Here is a 16,275-nt window from a genome sequence, read left to right as displayed (position 1 = left end):
ATGGTAGCGAGTGCCACCGGCGACGCCCTGACCTCCATCAAGCTCTTTCGTGCGCAACGTGGCGTATGCGCTGCAAACGCGCGATTCGAACCGGCTAACGACGCCATTTGGTGGCAATCGCGGCCAGCTCGTCGCGGATCGTGGGATCCAGCAATTCCGGGCATTCGGATACGCGCGCAATCAGGCCAAAAACCGTCACGGTGTCGCGAATCACGGTCGGGTCGCACGCCCAGATGTCGGTGGGGTCGTAGGCACCAAAGCTGTCGGCATCCGCCCAGGCGAGCAGAAAGTTGGCGCAGCGGCTGGCCTGGCCCGAGTTGCCGAGTGCCACTTCCGCCAAGTGATGCATGGCGGCAAGTTCCTCCGGCGTGGGTTGGGTCGGGTCGTGTTCGGCGGGCGCGGAGATGATGACGGACAAGTCAGGTATGGCCATGGGTGGTTCCGGGGCGGGGCGGGGTGGCCGGCCGGCGTTCTGCGCTTGCTGATGACAAACCCGCGAAGAGTTGGTGCACGGCGTGCGTTACTGCGGCACAGCCGGAGTCGTGCTCGTGGAACGGCACCTGGCGCACGAGGGCCAGCGCGATTTCGGCCGACTCGACCAGGTACTGGCAGGCGGCCTCGATGGCCCAGGTGCGGGCGCGCTGCATGGCGTCACCGGCGCTGGCGCAACCTTGCGCCAGCAGCATGACGGTGACGTCCGCGGTGCCGCGAACGATGCTTTCGCTGCGTATCGCCAGATGACCGATACGCCCGGTAAGCAGCCAGAGTTCACCGGCCGGTGCCTGGGTGGCCGGATGATGTGCGCGGTCCACGCCGATGGCATCGAGAAAACAGCCAAGGCGTTGATGGAAGCGGGCCGTAATCCTGCGGGGCGGTTGCCATTGCCAGGTATCGGATCCGTGCGCGACAAGCTCCATCCCGACGGCATGGACGGCTTCGTCCGTGACGGGATCGTCGTCGGCCGCCGCTGCCGCGTCCGTAGCGGTGGCCACGCAACCGAGCGCGTTGCGCAGTCGTGCGACATCCACGGCAAGACCGGTTGCCGTGGGCAGCCGCATGGCAATGTCCTGGGTGGACCACGCGATAGCGCGGCTGGTGGCCGGCCCGAACTGGGCACCATCGCTGATGCGCACACAGTGGCCAGTAACCGGATCGATCGACCAGCCGCTCGGGAGCGGCGTGCTCGGTAGGAGAAGCGGAAGCGACACGGGCACCTTCGCGCATGACAAGCCACTGCACGGTAGCGGGTGGGCGCACCGGCGCCATGACCTGAATCAGCTTCGGCGCTGGAACGGCCGCCGGGCGTGCAGAGCCAGCCGCTCGGCACGACTGCGATGGCGGGGCTTGTGCCAGGTCATGGAAGAATTTGTACAACGTCGCATAGTTGTCCCATGCAGTCGATTGGGCAGGCCGGCATGACAACAACGAGTGGCGCCGAAAGCGATCCCATTTTGCGCGCGCGCGGCGAGGTGATGGTGCACCGCGCGCAGGCGGCGGAAGCGCTGTACCGCAAGGCGCTCGAAACGCAGCCGGACAACGCGGAAGCGCTGAACTTCGTTGCGATGTGCGAGCTGGGTCGGGGCGAGTTTGACAGCGCCCGCGAGCACCTCGAAAAGGCCGTGCACATCGACCCGGAGGAAGCCAATTTCCGCAAGAACCTCGGCATCCTGCAGCTGGCACTGGGCCACGCGCAGGATGCCATCGACACCTTCGATCAAGTGATCGCGATGGATCCGAAGGAGCTCTCGGCGCCGCTGCATCGGGCGGCCGCGCTGGAACAGCTGGGCAGCACCTACGACGCTACGGCGGCGTACTACCACGCTATCGCTACCGCGCAGGCGGCGTTTAGCTGGCGTAACCGCAACACTACGCCACCGGTGCTGCAGCCGGTGGTGCGGCACGCCATCGATTACATTCAGCGCAACCAGCAGCAGATTTTCATGGAACTCATGCAACCGGTGCGCGCGCAGTACGGAGCCGCAGCACTTGCGCGCGTGGAGCAGGGCCTTGCCATTTACCTCAAGCACGCAGCGGCGCAATACCCCGATCCGCGGCAAAGTTGCGCGTTTTTCTACATACCGGGCCTGTCCGCCGAACCGATGCTGGATGCCGCGCACATGCCAGGCATGGTGGCGCTGGCGACCGCCGGCGACACCTGGCTGGCCGAGCTGGATACAGCTGCCGCCGAGCAGTTGGGTGAGCCCTATTTCGGCACGCATGACCTGGCGCTGTTGCGTGAACAGGGCGTGCTCGACGGCGACACCGGCGCGCGGCTCACCGCGTGGTTCCTTTATCGTAATGGCGACCGGGAGCCGGCCGCGCGGCAACATTTGCCACGCTCGTTGGCGGCGGTGGAATCGCTGCCGCAACGCGTGCAGGTGGAGAACCTCGGCCCCAACGTGTATTTCGCCACGCTTGCTCCCGGTACGCATATCTTGCCAAGCTGCGGCATCACCAACGCCCGGGTCAACATGGAGATTCCTCTGCAAGTGGACGGCCGTTGCGTGCGCAGCGTTGCCGGTCATGAGGAAACCTGGCGCATGGGGGCGTGCGTGGCGTACGACGGCAGCTTTGCGCATGAATTATGGAACCACGGCCCTGGCCCGTGCACGGCCCTGGTGCTGGACGCCTGGCACCCGGAGCTGAGTGCGGCCGAACGCGCGGCGTTGCCCCTGCTGTTCGAGGGCATCAGTCAATTTCATATGGCAGCGGGTGTGGAGCCGCCGTTTGGCAATTAGCGGGCGGCTGCCCAACGCCACGCCACGAAACCACCATGAGCGCCAACCAACCTTCGCACGTGAAACTTGATCCGCAACCCCCGTGGGCGCGCTTTCAGGACATCATCGTGCAACTGGATACCGATGCGCTGATCGCCGTGGGGATCGAAACCATGGCCGAGCTGACCGGTGCCACCCATGTCAACGCGCGCGCCCGGGCCGTGGATGCCGATGGCAACACGCTGCGCGACGCGGCCGGTTTGCCTGTCACTACGCAGGTCAGCCATCCCTACGAGACGTCCGACCTCACTGCGAACGGTCTACGTGTGGTCGATTTGCAGCGTGATTGTGTACGCGTGGTGCTGGGCGAGCCGACCGTACATTTCTTCATCGGCGCCGATACGGCCGAATGCCGGGCGAGGGCATCGATCCGCATGCGTCTCGCGCGGGCACAGGATGCGTAAGGCGGGCAGCTGCAGGCCGCGCCGCGCGTCGAGACGGGATGCATGCGCAACCTCGATCGACCGTGGCGGAAACTTTCGCCATCCCAAGCGGGCACTTCAGTCGGGTGGCCTCATAGAAATGAAAAAGCACACCCACAATGCGAAAATGCAAAAGAGACCAGGCACGATGAGCCACACCTTTCTTGTAACGAACAGCCGCTGCATTAGCGCAGTGGCTCCAACCAGCTGCAAGAAGAATCCCCATCCTGGCACGCATTGCCAGAAGTTGATTGGCGCGACCAACAACAATGATTGACTAGGTTTGGAGGGATCGTAGTGCACCGTCACGCGGTCACCGAACGAAAAGTGCGCCAAGTGGTCACGGGGCCACTGGGGATCGGTAGAGCCATTCAGCGAAGGGCCATGCATCAGATCCAAGTAGCCAATATTGTGGCCCTTATGATCTACGCCTTGAACTTGGTACGCATAGACGAGTTTGGGCCAATAACGACCACCAACCTGATTTACTTGTGCCACCTCAACGACTCCGGACGTGGTTGGCCAGGTCAGACTTGCTGCCGCATGCGTGTATTCGACGTATCCAGCTATTAGCGCAATAGCCATTGTGCCTAGCCAAAGTAACAACCAAATTCCCAACTTTCGCATCCATCCCCCCTGCTTCCGCCATTCTGGCAAAGGCCTCTGGCCACGAAGTCCATGATCGCATATCGGGTAGGAGCTGATGTGCTGAGTGATATTCTTGGCACCGACGGCAGCGGCGTTCATCGCTGGCCCGTTGGCATGCGCGCTCGACCCGAAGCAGGCGTTTTCGCGTCGACAAGTCGCCACATTTCGGCCAAGCAGAGGGAACAGCGGATGCGTTACATCGTCGTAGTCGTCATGGCATGGATGTTGAGTGCGTGTGCCTCCGTCGCACCGGCATGTCGCGGGCAGCAATTCGGTGCGATCAAGGTTGAACCAGTCGGCGTAACAGGCAAAGTCTTCGGACTTCCGCCTGAGATCCCTGAGATCACGCGTGGCATGGCCTTTGAGTCTTCTGGCTTCAGCTGCGGATCCACTGTGGCAGCGGATATCGAACGCCGAATGGCGTACTCGGCTAGGGATTGTTCAAAGGAAGGCTCTGAACCTCTCCCCGAGGCTCCCGCCCCATCGGACAAGTTCGCTGCGAGTTTCACTCGTACGGAGAGCGGTGTCACCCATATCATCGTGGTACGTTGGGTCAAACTCAGCGAATCCGACGTAGCTAGGCTGGTGTGCGCGGGTAACGCCGTGTGGACCGCAAAATCTAAATTTCGAGAGTATGTGGTGCCGCCGCACTCCGTATCTTACGTACGGCTACGCGATCAACAAAGCTACAAGGATCAGGGAGGCGCCACCGAAATGGGCCCAGAGGCTAAAGAATTGATCCGGGCTCTTGAGCACGTGGCCCCCGCGAACCGCTGAATCACTATGCCGCTCTTATCGCAGTGATTGGCATTCACCTGTTTTGATCAAAGTGCTTGCATTCGGTGAATTCGTCTCCGATTTCTAATGTCGGCTTCCGCCGATGGTTGCCCTTGCAGTGCTGGTGATGGCCGGGCAAGCTGCGACGGGCATAGGTCGACCCGAAGCGGACCTTGCGAACAGAGCGGCGGAATGACTTGATGGAGCGGAAGCCGTGGATGAAGAAACATCGACTTTAGAAGCGGTGTTCCTAGGTAAAGTGCGGGCGGCGCTCGACAACTTGTTTGAGCGCACACGAGCCAAGGACGAGTTGACACCTGCCGCCGACGCGAAGCAGCTAAAGTAACTCCGGACTCTAAACCGTCCCGCTACTCAAAGCGGGGGGGACGTCGTGCTTTCAACGAGATCATAAAGTGGCCAAAGTGGCCACTTTATGGTTTCTCGCACAAAGTGTTCTGGAAAGCATAGTTTGACCGAACTAAGAAAGCATAGTTTGGCCGCGCAGCCAGGCGATCAATCGCGGTCGGTCCAAGCGGCGGTTAGTAGGGAACTTTGGGCATACTGGGGAGAATCCACGTGCCAGCACGATATGATGTCGCCTACTGCCATTGAACGCATTCACGACGCAGCGAGAGCTGCTCGTGGCAAATCGCTGGATCGACGGGTCTACCTGGACAACGATCTTGGGCTGTATGGACTCGTCGACCTTGAAGCCAGGCAGACGGTCTATGTCGACGTACCGGTTGTCAGAATCGTCGCGTTGGGTCGACGGGACTTCTGGTCACCGGGCGATACCTGGCGAACGATAACGTATCACCTTCAAGGTGAAGGTTGGTCGAGCGCAGTTTTTGACTATTTCGAGTCGCAGACAAAAGAAGAGCATTTCCCGGCGCCGAACAGCCGCTATCAGCTGAGATTATTGGTCTACGGTGGGGTGGCCGAATGCGGCAACGGTAACCATCGCTTGATAGCGGCGCGAGCATGGTTGACGGACAAATATGGTGATGGTGCCGTTCTTAGGGGCGTCAGGGTCAGCGTCTTTCCGATCCATCGGTGCGTGGTCGATTTCTTGAAGCGAGCGGTATGCGAAGGTTCCGACGTGTTGACCGCTACGCTCGATCACCCTGACAGGGAGTATTGGCGGGTGGATGGAAAGCGCATCCAGCTCCTGCTGAAATCGGCGAAAAGTCCCTACGAGATATATGCGTGGGTCGACGATCAAGTGGTTCTTCTGAAGGACGAGCGGACATTCCTTCAGCGACGTTTTCCACAGTACTTTTCGCCCGTCATGGACCGATACGGCTGGCGCACAGTTCCGTTGGCGATCGTCGAGGAGCTGCTCGACGACTCATGGCTCACTCCACAGTTGGAGACGGCGGAAACTTGGAGCTGACCAGTTGTTCAGAACGAATCTGAGTCCTCTCCGACGCCTTTGCAGATCACGCGACACACGGCTGTGGCTCGAAGCTAATCAGGTCACCCTGACATCGCACTTTGGTCGCAATGAGGAGGAAGCACATGCACATCTGGCCAAACTACCCTTTCATTGAAACCATAGTTTGGCCCCGCGGTGGTAACTCTATGAGGTTTGTCGACCGCCTTTGCGGTGGGCAGCGGAACCGTCTCTGGCGAAGGCGACGTACCCCGTCGTTCGCGCAGGCTCGCCAGCAACACCATGTGCTCGAGGAAGTGCTGGGCGATGGCCTCGTCGAACAGCCGCTGGCAATTGAAGGAGAAAGTCGAGTGATTCCACATCGGATCGTCGATGTTAGGCTGGCAAACCAGTGAAACAGCAGGTTGTAGATGAGCTATTCCATCAGCCGCCGCTCGCTGCGCACGCTGCAAACAACCTGCAGCAGCGAGGCACGCAGCTCGATGGCTGAAGGTTGAATCTGAAGCTACGAAGGATGAGCTAAACGAACATGGCGCCTACAGTTAATGTCTCGCTGAACGCGCCAAAGCTGCCGCTTCGGTGAAGCGTACGCATCTGCCAAAGATAGAACGCGCGCAGCGACCTGGCTTCAGAGCTCGCTCCCTCGCGATACGCCTTGCCGCGTGAAATGAGTGCCGTCCCACAATTTCCACGAAGCTGCTTTGGTCGAGCCGGTCCCCACCCAGCGTTCCAGTAGCTAAAATCAGCGACGACCTGATCTTCTACCTTGACCTCTAACTGTCCGTCACGAGGCGCGATCTCAACCTCATGCAAACCAGGCATCGTCGGGAAGAACAGCCGCGAGGGATACAGGTCATGCTGGAGATAGCCGATCCGGTCGAAATCGAGCGTTGCGGCCAGAGGCCAAGCCTTGCAGTCCTTGTCCACCAGTTGTTCGAGAGTCGGTGGAGCTACGATGGTCGTTGTGCTGATAGGTTCTGCAGCTGCGCTGGGAAGCATCCCCGCGCGTGTCCAGAAGGCGTCGAGATGAGCCGCTAGGTTCGCATCGTCAACGCTGCTTCCTAGGCCCTGCGACCACCTCACCAGAGAAACCTCCACACACCGTTCCATCGATATCACAACTGGCGAGATGAAGGAGATCAGTTCATCACCAGGACGCACCGCCTCGACGCTGGCAATCAGGGTTCGAAATGTTGCTTCGATCGCCTCGGTATCGCCATCGAAGTTAGCTGATGCCGGGAACCAGTCAGGGCGCTGTGGCCTGAGCAAAGCCAGAGTCGGATGGAGTGGCAGCGCCAAAAGCGAATTCTCATCCGTCAACTTCGACGGCATGTTCCAGAATTTCTTGGCCACCGCCAGCGCACGAAGGTAGGCAGAAATGGCGCGAAGCGCGGCACGTGCGGAAAGCTGACCGACGAGACCATCACCCAGCGATCGCGTAAAGTGCCACGGGTCGCCTTGGTATGGCGCGTCTGGGTAAGTCGCTCGATTCTCTGCCCACTCAAAGGCCATCTGCCGGACGAACGGAAGCCCGGAATGGGCCTCGAGCCCGCTCATGGATGTCCGGAAGATCCTGGGCAAGTCCACGCCTTGTACACCGTCGAAGTCATCTGGGATCTCGAAGCCCTTCGGAACCTCCTTTAAGTCCGTGTCGTCGACTTGAACTGACAGCCCTAGACTCGCTGCCAGCAGATCTGAGAGCAGAGAGGGCCTTACGATGCTCTCCGCCAGCTCTGCGGCGGGGGAGTAACCGTGTTCCTTCGCCGCTATCCAGAAAATGCACAGCACCTCAACAACCTCGGCCTCAAGCTTGCGCGAGCGCAGCAACTGAAGCAGCCCGGACTCGGTTTCGATCCTCACAGCTGGCTCTCCCAGGCGAGCTGCGAGTTCTTGCATGGTCCACCATCGTGCTGACGTGGAAGGCCACCCGAGACGGGCAATGAGAATGCGAAGATCGTTCATCAAGCTCTCAAGACGGGAGGTGAGGTCAGCTCAACCGCCCAGCGAGGCTGCTCCAACGGGAGGGTACGGGTATCGTCGATGACGCAATTGACCATCGTCTCCGCGAACTTCACGGCTTCCACAATGCGGCCCTGCCGTAGGTAGAAATAGACCATGATTTCCTTGGGCGCGACACGGAGTGGCGCGAGGCCGTCGAACATGCCATAGGTCGTCTCGACCACAAACGCGTCGCAGCGCTGTGGGTAGTTTTGGGCGACCAGATCAAGCCTGCTGCGGGTCTTCGTCTCGCTCTCCATGTACCCAATCCACCCGCCGCTCAAGATCTGTGCACGGACAAGGTACTTCCATGCCGCGTTCGCCCCACTCAGCTTGCGCCTCGTTTGAAAGGCGAGGTCGGACAGGAGTAGGACGTCCTTTTGCCGCCCCTCTTCTGACAGAAGCAGGCCGTCGAGTGCTTCGAGCAACCTCCTGCCCTGACCCTTGGTTGCCCAGTGCTGATACCAGGCACGAAGAAGCACCGTTCGCTCGTTGTGGCTCGCTGACAAACTATTGAGCAGGTCGTCCAATTGTTCGGGCTCAAAGATCGTGACATCGCCCTCATAGGGCCTGCTGTCAATGCCACTCCCAGAGTGCTCTTGACGCCGCAACAAGCCCACGTCCCAACCGCCGTGCTCCTGAAGAACGCGAAGCCGCTCCGCAGCGCTCGCGCTGCCGTCCCGTGCCAGCTGCTGAAGGGTATCGCGTATTTCGGAGTGCGGTCCTGTGCGCATCAGTGCGTCAAGGGGCCAACCGTCCTTCACCCCCTGCTGGACGTACGCTCGCAGGCTGTTCTCTGCCTGCGACCAGTCGCCCGCATGAATGTGCTCCTCATACTTGACCACCAGTGCTGAAGGCATCAGCTTCGCCAACAGCCGATCAGCATCCGCTAGGACATGCCTTGTGCCCTTTCCGTCCGTGTAATTCAGAACATGGTGGATCTGCGGCGCGATCTGGCCAAGCAACCGGCGAGCATCCTCTGCTGCAACGTCGACTAGGTAGCCGATGGCGTCGACGGTATTGTTCAGCGTCGGATCTTTGCGATGTCCATAGCCGGTCGTCAGCTCCCAGGTCTGCTTGCAGAGTTCACGAGCTTCTGAGGTCAAGTCGTGGGCCAGCGCAATCGCGCAGAGCTGCAGCGGAGTCTGAAGGCGCACGCTGGTCTCCTCCCAGACCTCCGCATCAAGCAGCGAACGTTGAGACCGAACGAACGCCTCAGCCGCTTCGTCGGCCATCCTCGTCAGTGATCCAGCTGCGTACTGGGTGCGAAAAGATGCGCTGTCGAACCAAGTGCACTGCCTGGCCGCGTCCATGGTTTCTTTGGTGAGAGCTGCATAGTCGACGGTGTTCAGCAGGATGCTGCCAAGGTGGATGTCGCAAGCGATGTGATGCAGCGCCCCTCGGAAGTCCTCGGCGGCGGAGCTCCAATCATGGCTCTGCCTGAACCGCCGGAATTCCACTGGCTTGAGCAGCTCGAAAAGCTCATGGAAGTCCACAAACTCCCTGTGCCACCAGCGATAGGCGACCTGAGCACCGATGGTAGAGAGTGCATTGAGCAAAGCGGTAATGTTTTCTCTGCCTTCATAGACAGGGGCTTGGGTGTACTCGAGGGCAGCCTGGTCTTCTGCGGCCATGCAAAGGCCTAGATGCACCGCTCTGAAGAACCAGTGGTGCGCGAGCGTCGCGAGGTTTTCCTTGCGTTCGTAGTAGTCGCCTTTCAGCCAATCCACTGGGATCGGCTCATTCAGTGGTTGAGAGGACCGCGTGAGCGCCGCCTCTACTGCAGCAACGAAGGGGGTCCGGGCAAGCGCGTGAAAGTCATCGCGCTCAGCAATACTTGCACCAGCTTTCGCAGCCGCACGGATGCAAGCATCGCTGATGACGTCTTTGTTCTCTCCGCTGGCGAGCTGAGCAACAACCGCCATCAAGTCGTCCAGGTTGCCCTCCTCAACCAATATCTGAACCCGAGGTAGCCATACGGCCGGGCCGTTTTTGGCCACCAATCTGGCGAGTGCTGCGGTGGTGGTGCCCATGGCGCCAAGTCGCGCGAAGGCGCCGATCAAGAACTTAAACTCATCAGAGCCAGCTCTCGATCCATACCTGCTGGAGAACCGGCTCAAACCCCTGAGCCGACGAAGCGCCTCTTCACCGCACGTTTCAGACAGAACCTGATCGCCTCGCGAGCGCAAGGCCAACCCGAGCGCGGCAACACGTAAGATATCCGCCTCATGTCTGGAGGCAACGGCCTCACGTATGACGCCTTCCTCCACAGCTAGCGTCAACGTGAAGGAGATGAGCCTAGCCAGCTCGTCGTTCTGCATTTGGAACTCGCTGCCACCAACCATCCGGGCCTTTAGGTGCTCCAGTCGATAGGCATCTGCGAATGCGGCGGTCTCAAGCGCTGCAACCAGGGCGTCTGATAGCAGCGTGTCGAACAGCGACTCTGGATACCCCTCTTCAAGGCGCAGCATGATCCAGTCGCGGGTCAGTCCCGTGATGAGGTTCTTGGGGTCGCCGAGCCTCGCTTGAACCGTCCATAGCCAGTTCACTCGTAGCGAGGTGGGCGCGGAGCTCTCCAGCCAACTCGCGACTGAAGGCATCAGCTCCTTGATGCGGTCTTCGTAGCCTGCGGTCGCGCGCACGAAGACCGCCAGGCTCTCGTGGAAGACCTTCAGTCCGGCCGCCGATGAGTAAAGCAAATGTTCCACGTTCCCGACTTCAGGCTCAGCCGTCTTGATTGCAGCGGCGATCTCAGCGAACGCTGTCCTTGGCCAGAAGAACGGAAAAGCACAGACGAGCCGCAGCGTGTCTTTCAGGCTGGGAAGAAGACTTTCCCATAGCGATGCATAGTAGAACTTTGCGTCCTTGCTCAGATCTCCCTTCAACTGCTCAACATCCCAACTGGACAGCCTGCGACGAGCATGCTCCAACTCCGCAGTCGCGTAGATAACGTGAAGGGGATGGCCGTTGGTTCTTGAACAGAGCGCGGATGCTGCACCTTGCAGTTGCTCTTCGGCCTGCACCTCACCTTCGAAGCCAGTTGTGAGCCTGCCCTCTTGAACCGTTTTACGAAGATGGGAAAGGACTGCGTTCTCGGACATCGCCGGCAACGTGCGCCATTCGACCTTCGGTGCGGAGGCGAGCAGATCAGTCGGCAACTGAGCGTCATCCACAGGTTGGGTGCCGACGAGCAGCACCATGTTGTCCGGGCAAGGGATCACCTGAGAGAAAAGATCGTCCAGCGGCCGTTTGTCTTCAGCGTTGATGCGCCAGACATGATCCAGGCCATCGAGGACGAGCACGAACGGCTTGCCCAGAGCCTTGTAGTAGGAAGCGCAGGCCTCCAGGAGCGCACGCAAGCCTCCTGCCGTCTTCGGGACACCCTCGTGAAACTGCTCGACCTGCGCCTGGATGGATTGCTCGACAGTATAGCTATTGACCCGATCGCGGCCACGCTCCGTTGTAGAGAGGAAGTAGTGATGGCGAACCGTCGGGATGTCCCGCTCGGTGAGCGAGTCGCACAAGGCGCTCAGGTAGGTGCTCTTTCCGCGGCCAGGCGGCCCTGTCAGAACAATCGCCTTCCCGACAGCGTTGATTGCGTCTTGGACAAACTCCTGGTGGAACGTCTCGTCAGGAACCTCATACCCCTTGGGAACTACGAAGTCCTCCGGCAGCGGCGCCGGCGGCGACGCCCGCAAGATGGTGCGGACCTCTGCCAGCGTGACCCAACCATCCGGGGCCGGGATATTCTTCTGTGTCGCCCAGTTCAGGGCGACGTTTTTGAGGTTCGCGATCCCTTCAGGGGTACCATGCAGCCGAAGGCGCGCAGCGATGTCGTGCTCCAGCGCGGTGTACCCCTTATCACTGTGCCGAATGCGCAACTGGTCGAAAAATGCTTCACAGTCCTCAGCGCTGCCAAGCTCAGCGATCACCTCCGATCGCTTGGGCTCCGGAATCTTGGCAAAGGAAATCCTGCCAGCATTCAGGCAGGCCTCGATGGCGGCATCGGGCCGGCGGTTTGTCGTCAACGAGATCTCGCCAATGCGAGCGAGATCGAGCTTCTTGAAGGCATCGAACCACTTGCGAAGCATCGACCTCGACCGTGCCGTCTTGCCGGCCTTCTCAAGCATCCAATCCCAGGAAAGCAGATGCGTGTCAGGGGCGGGGGTGAACTTGACTTGTTGAAGGTCAACACAACCATCGCTTCGTTCGATGGCGATGTCATCCAGCCCTTGAGGTGCTTCGTTTTCATCGTCGCACTCGAATTTCACCCGGCTGTAGCGAGCCGGCGCGTCGAGCCAATCACACAGGATCTTGAGACCCTGCCGATTTTGGTAAATGTAGCCGGCCGCAGTGATTGCGGTGTTCTTGATGTTCTCAGACATGGTTTTGCGACGTGATGAGCTCAGTCTTTATCCAGGTGTCCAGGGCATCCACTCGCACGAACCTGGTCGGAACAGGGTAAGGCGGATGAACCATCCAGTAGTACACGTCGCGGCTCACGTAAAGCTCTACATTCCTGGAAGGCGTGGTTTCCGATTTCGGCCACTTCAGCAGATCAAGCATCCTTGAGCGGTTCTTCTCGAGAAATTGCCTGCGGCGTAGGATTCGACTGAACTGCCCAGCCTTGTCCTCCTCCGCTTTGCCGAATATTCGGTCGCGTAGTCGACGGCCATCTTTCACTGTGTAGGGTGGTTGGTTGTACTTGCACTCCACCGTCACGAGCAGGTTCTCATCTGGCCAATAAGCGAAGACATCGAAATCACCAACGTCCTCGAACCCCTCGCCGCGGAACCTCCTGAAAAAGTCGATGCCTCGCTGGACGAATGGAGTGTACCGACGGAATATCTCCTCGGTGCGAAGCTCCAGCCGTTTCTCGATGCTCTCCTTGACCTCCCGGATGACCGGTTCAACATGGGGCCACTCGAAGTCCGCAGGGAGGTAGCCGTCCCGCACCGCCGACATCCAGTTGTACATCGATCTGCTGACTGCCTCTGCACCCCAACGCAAGTCTGTGCCATCGACAACCAGCGGCCTGATTGCGTATCGATGGATTCGCTTACGGTGTTCCCAGTACGGGACATCAGCCTCGTCAACATCCCTCCCGGATAGCCTGCGAACGCCTTTCTCCGAAAGCGTGAGGAACGCCACAATCCTTTCCGCCTCTGCAAGATCAAGCCTCTCAATGCTCTCGGTCAGTCCTTGAGCGACACGGCTTGGAGCGGCGGCATAGGATAGCGAGAGCTCATCGCCGAAACCGTACCTCTCAGCTTGCGACAGAACCGCAAGAGCGGTCACCATGCTCTGCAGGTCAAATCCTAGGTCGGCGGTGAAAGCACTCTTGAGCTTCTCTGATGGCAGCAAGTCTTCCGACGAGCCTTCCACAACATCTTCGTTGTTTGCTCCAAGCCCCAGTCTTGACTTCGCATACTCGCGTGCGAAGTCCGACTCTCGGTTGTCGGAGCCGGTCGAGTAGAAAACCTCTGGAATATACGAATCATCGATCACAACGCCACCAACGTCTATGCCGTTGTGAAGGACGTCGCTGGCTCCGGTCAGTACCATGTACCAATCAACTAGGCCAACCAGCTCACGCAGTACGTCATCAGTGACCTTCCCGTTGCCGGTCGCCGGTGAGCTGACAGTCTTCTCCAGCAGATATCGATAGTGGCGAGCTACCGAGCCGAACTCTTTGCGAGCTTGCTCAACGGCATCTAGTCTGTCGTATTCCACATCATGGGCTAGGCTCTGACGGGCCCGTTGAATCTTCATTCTCTCGGTGACCAGGAGTGCATCATGCTGTTCAATGAATGCCTGTAGACGTTGATGCCTGTCGAGCGATGCAAGCCGATTCTCGATGTGAAGACTCAGGCGGGCACCGGCAGGATCAATCCTGGTCTTGGCATCGGACAGCTCATATCGCCCTGGGGAAAGACCGAGCGCCATGATTTCCGCAGCCAAATGCTTGCGTGCAAGCTTGTAATCGCTGGGCGAGGGGATGACGGGATCCACGTAGTCAGGGACATCCACGTTTCGGGCAACGACTCTTAAGTGGTAACGAGCCGGCTCCGACGCTCTGCCGCAAAGCCGGTCTTCAAGATCGTTTGGCAATTCCAATCCGCATGCAGCGTGACACCTTTCGAGCGTCTCCAGTAAGCAACGAACTTCAAACGATTCGTCCTGGGCTGCATTTAATCCTGAAAGTACTGCGCGAGTGTCAACTTGCAGATGAAACAGGCCCTTACGAGCGTCATCTTCTTCCGCTGAATTCACTACTCGCGCGAATCCCTCTATTGGCTGAGGAGTTTCCTCCGCATCAACAAGGCTGTAGGTATCTGGGTCGCAGATAAACAGAACATGTGGCTGTCGAAACAGCGGGATGTCCGGCATCAGTTCGCTACAGCGATAGGTGCAGTCCGCAAGGAGTTGGGCGAAGAGGTCGACCAGCCGAGCATCCTCAATCCGCAGGCCTTCAGAGATTTCCACCAAGGTTTGAACGGTGCAGGAGCCAACCGATGTTGAATATGCAACAGCTTTGTGATGGCGCGATTGGAGCTCAACGACGCCTTTAGTTTCAGGAGATAGCCGCCAACCAGCGGAGCCATCTGGGAACACTCTCGGAGCATGAGACCAGAAGTCTGTAAGCGCTTTGAAACGCCAAGAGGTTCCCCAATGGGTGTCCAATCCGATAAGAGTGGGTGAAATCGCCCCTTCCACAAGTACGCCGTGTGTGTCCTTGAATGACGCATACAGATCCGCGGGGCCGGTCGAGAAGGGGCTGAGAGAGCGTCTATGAGAGTCGACGAATTTCCAGTAGCGCTCCAGTTCGCCGAGGTCATTCAGGCTATCGCAGATAGTGATGAAGTCCGCCAGTGGCAATAAGCGTGTGGGCCTATCGGGAACGCTTATAGAGCCGAATGCTGTGCCTGCCTGGGTGACCACAATGACGATGCGAAGTTCGTCGGCGCTTGGTCCAGTGGATCCATTCTTGGACAACATGAGTCCGCGCCCGTCTGCGAGACGGAAGTGGATCGGCGCGTCGCACCTCATCTTGGCGTACGTAGCTTTTGCTGCGTTTGACAGCCGCTCGTTCGATGCGTGGTCGCATGCGCAAATGAGGTATACACCGGAGTCGGCTGAGATGATGCAGCTGATTGCGAGATCTTCACAGACGGCGTCACCGACGAAGAGCGTCAGAGGGCCCATAACCGTCCCTCGGAATCGCTCGGCAACGAACCGAGCAAGCCTCCGATGCGTATGCGCACTGACCCCAACCACTTCTTTGTTGGCCCAATGGTCAATGACGACCCCTGGGGCGCTACGAACTGACATCGGCACCCAAGTGCCGTCGCTTTCGATCGCTAAAAAAGGAAGGGCCGTACCCTGCATTACCGCGTCGCCGAAAGCGTCCCAAGTCAGTGGCGCTTTGAAAGCACCAAAACGAGTCTCGAGCGCGCGCCCCGCCTTATCTCGCCAGTCAGCAATATCAACACCGATCTGCAAAAGCGTCGACCTGCAAGCCAACCAGAAGTCTTCGGGAGGCACCTCGACATGGGCTCGTTGTGACTCCTCTGCAGCTGCCGCCCCCAGATCAGGTATCGATTCGATGATCCGTGCTTGCAGCGCGATGGCGAGATCCATGTGGGCTTGGGCTTCTGGAACGTGTGCATACGTGATGCGGAATGCTTCTGCGAAGTCAGGTGTGCGCTCTATGCAGCTACCGTAGAACATCGGAACGAAGGCCCGACCAAGGCGTACCTTGGTTTGACCCCAATCGGCCTCGGGAGAGAAGTCCTCAAGCATCGGGAACTCGGGCCATGCCTCGTACATAGCCTCCACAAATGCCTTGAAGTCTGCATAGCTGGCGATGGGCATTCCGCCTTGACCATCGTGCGGAAGGGCTAGCAGAACACCCCAGGCGAAGATGTGCTTGACAGGGCTTCCAGTGTTGGCCGGCCACAGCTCGGAGACACTCAAAGCAATCGCTGCGTCGAGGCGCTCAAATTGGCGTAGTAACGCTCGTGTCGCCTCAAGGCGCTTGTGAAAAGGGTTTTCCTGATCTACCTCGGAGGCGATCCGCTTGTGAAATTCGAGCATTCCACGCAGCAGAAAGTTAGGATCGGCTTCCGTTCGCGCAAGTCTACGCTCCCGCTTCTCTCGGGACTTCTTCCCCATGTCATCTTCTTCCTGTCTGCTGCCTGTCTCACGGTCAGCAAGGCTAGTGCCAAGCCTGCGGTCGGATGATCTGCTCTTCGGTAAA

At 59.2% G+C, this 16,275-nt stretch carries 11 protein-coding genes; 5 read left to right on the top strand and 6 right to left on the bottom strand.

The features are described from left to right. Positions 1 to 94: 94 nt before the first annotated feature. A complete protein-coding gene (locus tag RHOOR87_RS0115810; RefSeq protein ID WP_015446513.1) occupies positions 95 to 433 on the bottom strand; it encodes a hypothetical protein in 339 nt (112 codons plus the stop codon). Beyond that, positions 420 to 1,208 carry a hypothetical protein gene (locus RHOOR87_RS0115805; protein ID WP_231381815.1) on the bottom strand — a complete coding sequence of 263 codons (789 nt, stop codon included), beginning with the start codon at positions 1,206 to 1,208 and terminating at the stop codon, positions 420 to 422. Before RHOOR87_RS0115805 ends, RHOOR87_RS0115810 begins: the two co-directional genes overlap by 14 nt. A 183-nt stretch (positions 1,209 to 1,391) precedes the next feature. Here RHOOR87_RS0115805 and RHOOR87_RS0115800 point away from each other — a divergent pair, with 183 nt between their 5' ends. Together RHOOR87_RS0115800 and RHOOR87_RS0115795 are read left to right on the top strand one after the other, a co-directional pair. Then, entirely contained in the window at positions 1,392 to 2,738 is a 1,347-nt protein-coding gene (locus RHOOR87_RS0115800; protein WP_027485562.1) for an aspartyl/asparaginyl beta-hydroxylase domain-containing protein, read from the top strand. Between the two features lie 35 nt (positions 2,739 to 2,773). After that, positions 2,774 to 3,181, top strand: coding sequence for a hypothetical protein (locus tag RHOOR87_RS0115795; RefSeq protein ID WP_015446516.1), 408 nt, complete (start codon positions 2,774 to 2,776; stop codon positions 3,179 to 3,181). Between the two features lie 96 nt (positions 3,182 to 3,277). Here the strand turns inward: RHOOR87_RS0115795 and RHOOR87_RS20020 are convergent, their stop codons facing one another. Further along, complete coding sequence (locus RHOOR87_RS20020; protein ID WP_081700020.1) at positions 3,278 to 3,946, bottom strand: DUF3592 domain-containing protein; 669 nt, start codon at positions 3,944 to 3,946, stop codon at positions 3,278 to 3,280. A 90-nt stretch (positions 3,947 to 4,036) separates the two neighbouring features. On the opposite strand from RHOOR87_RS20020, the gene RHOOR87_RS20505 reads away from it, so the two are divergent. The 3 genes from RHOOR87_RS20505 to RHOOR87_RS19610 all read left to right on the top strand — a co-directional run bounded on the left by RHOOR87_RS20505 (position 4,037) and on the right by RHOOR87_RS19610 (position 6,017). Further along, positions 4,037 to 4,624, top strand: a complete 588-nt coding sequence (locus RHOOR87_RS20505; RefSeq protein ID WP_155950966.1) for a hypothetical protein — start codon at positions 4,037 to 4,039, stop codon at positions 4,622 to 4,624. Between the two features lie 214 nt (positions 4,625 to 4,838). Beyond that, positions 4,839 to 4,970 carry a hypothetical protein gene (locus RHOOR87_RS20900; RefSeq protein WP_255325567.1) on the top strand — a complete coding sequence of 44 codons (132 nt, stop codon included), beginning with the start codon at positions 4,839 to 4,841 and terminating at the stop codon, positions 4,968 to 4,970. Between the two features lie 246 nt (positions 4,971 to 5,216). Beyond that, the gene (locus RHOOR87_RS19610; RefSeq protein WP_155950965.1) at positions 5,217 to 6,017 is read left to right on the top strand and encodes a hypothetical protein; all 801 of its coding nucleotides are present in this window, start codon (positions 5,217 to 5,219) and stop codon (positions 6,015 to 6,017) included. Between the two features lie 519 nt (positions 6,018 to 6,536). On the opposite strand, the gene RHOOR87_RS0115785 is transcribed toward RHOOR87_RS19610, so the two are convergent. The 3 genes from RHOOR87_RS0115785 to RHOOR87_RS0115775 all read right to left on the bottom strand — a co-directional run bounded on the left by RHOOR87_RS0115785 (position 6,537) and on the right by RHOOR87_RS0115775 (position 16,190). Beyond that, entirely contained in the window at positions 6,537 to 7,913 is a 1,377-nt protein-coding gene (locus tag RHOOR87_RS0115785; protein WP_196806989.1) for a hypothetical protein, read from the bottom strand. 65 nt (positions 7,914 to 7,978) lie between these two features. After that, positions 7,979 to 12,400 (bottom strand): ATP-binding protein, encoded by a 4,422-nt coding sequence (locus RHOOR87_RS0115780; RefSeq protein WP_027485560.1) that lies wholly within the window; start codon positions 12,398 to 12,400, stop codon positions 7,979 to 7,981. Next, on the bottom strand, positions 12,393 to 16,190 hold the full coding sequence (locus tag RHOOR87_RS0115775; protein WP_027485559.1) for a hypothetical protein: 3,798 nt from the start codon (positions 16,188 to 16,190) through the stop codon (positions 12,393 to 12,395). Before RHOOR87_RS0115775 ends, RHOOR87_RS0115780 begins: the two co-directional genes overlap by 8 nt. Between the last annotated feature and the right edge of the window lie 85 nt (positions 16,191 to 16,275).

The organism is Rhodanobacter sp. OR87 (genome assembly GCF_000473345.1).
GTDB lineage: Bacteria > Pseudomonadota > Gammaproteobacteria > Xanthomonadales > Rhodanobacteraceae > Rhodanobacter > Rhodanobacter denitrificans.
The sequence above is the reverse complement of the archived record's forward strand: the minus strand, read 5'-3'. Positions and strand labels throughout refer to the sequence as shown.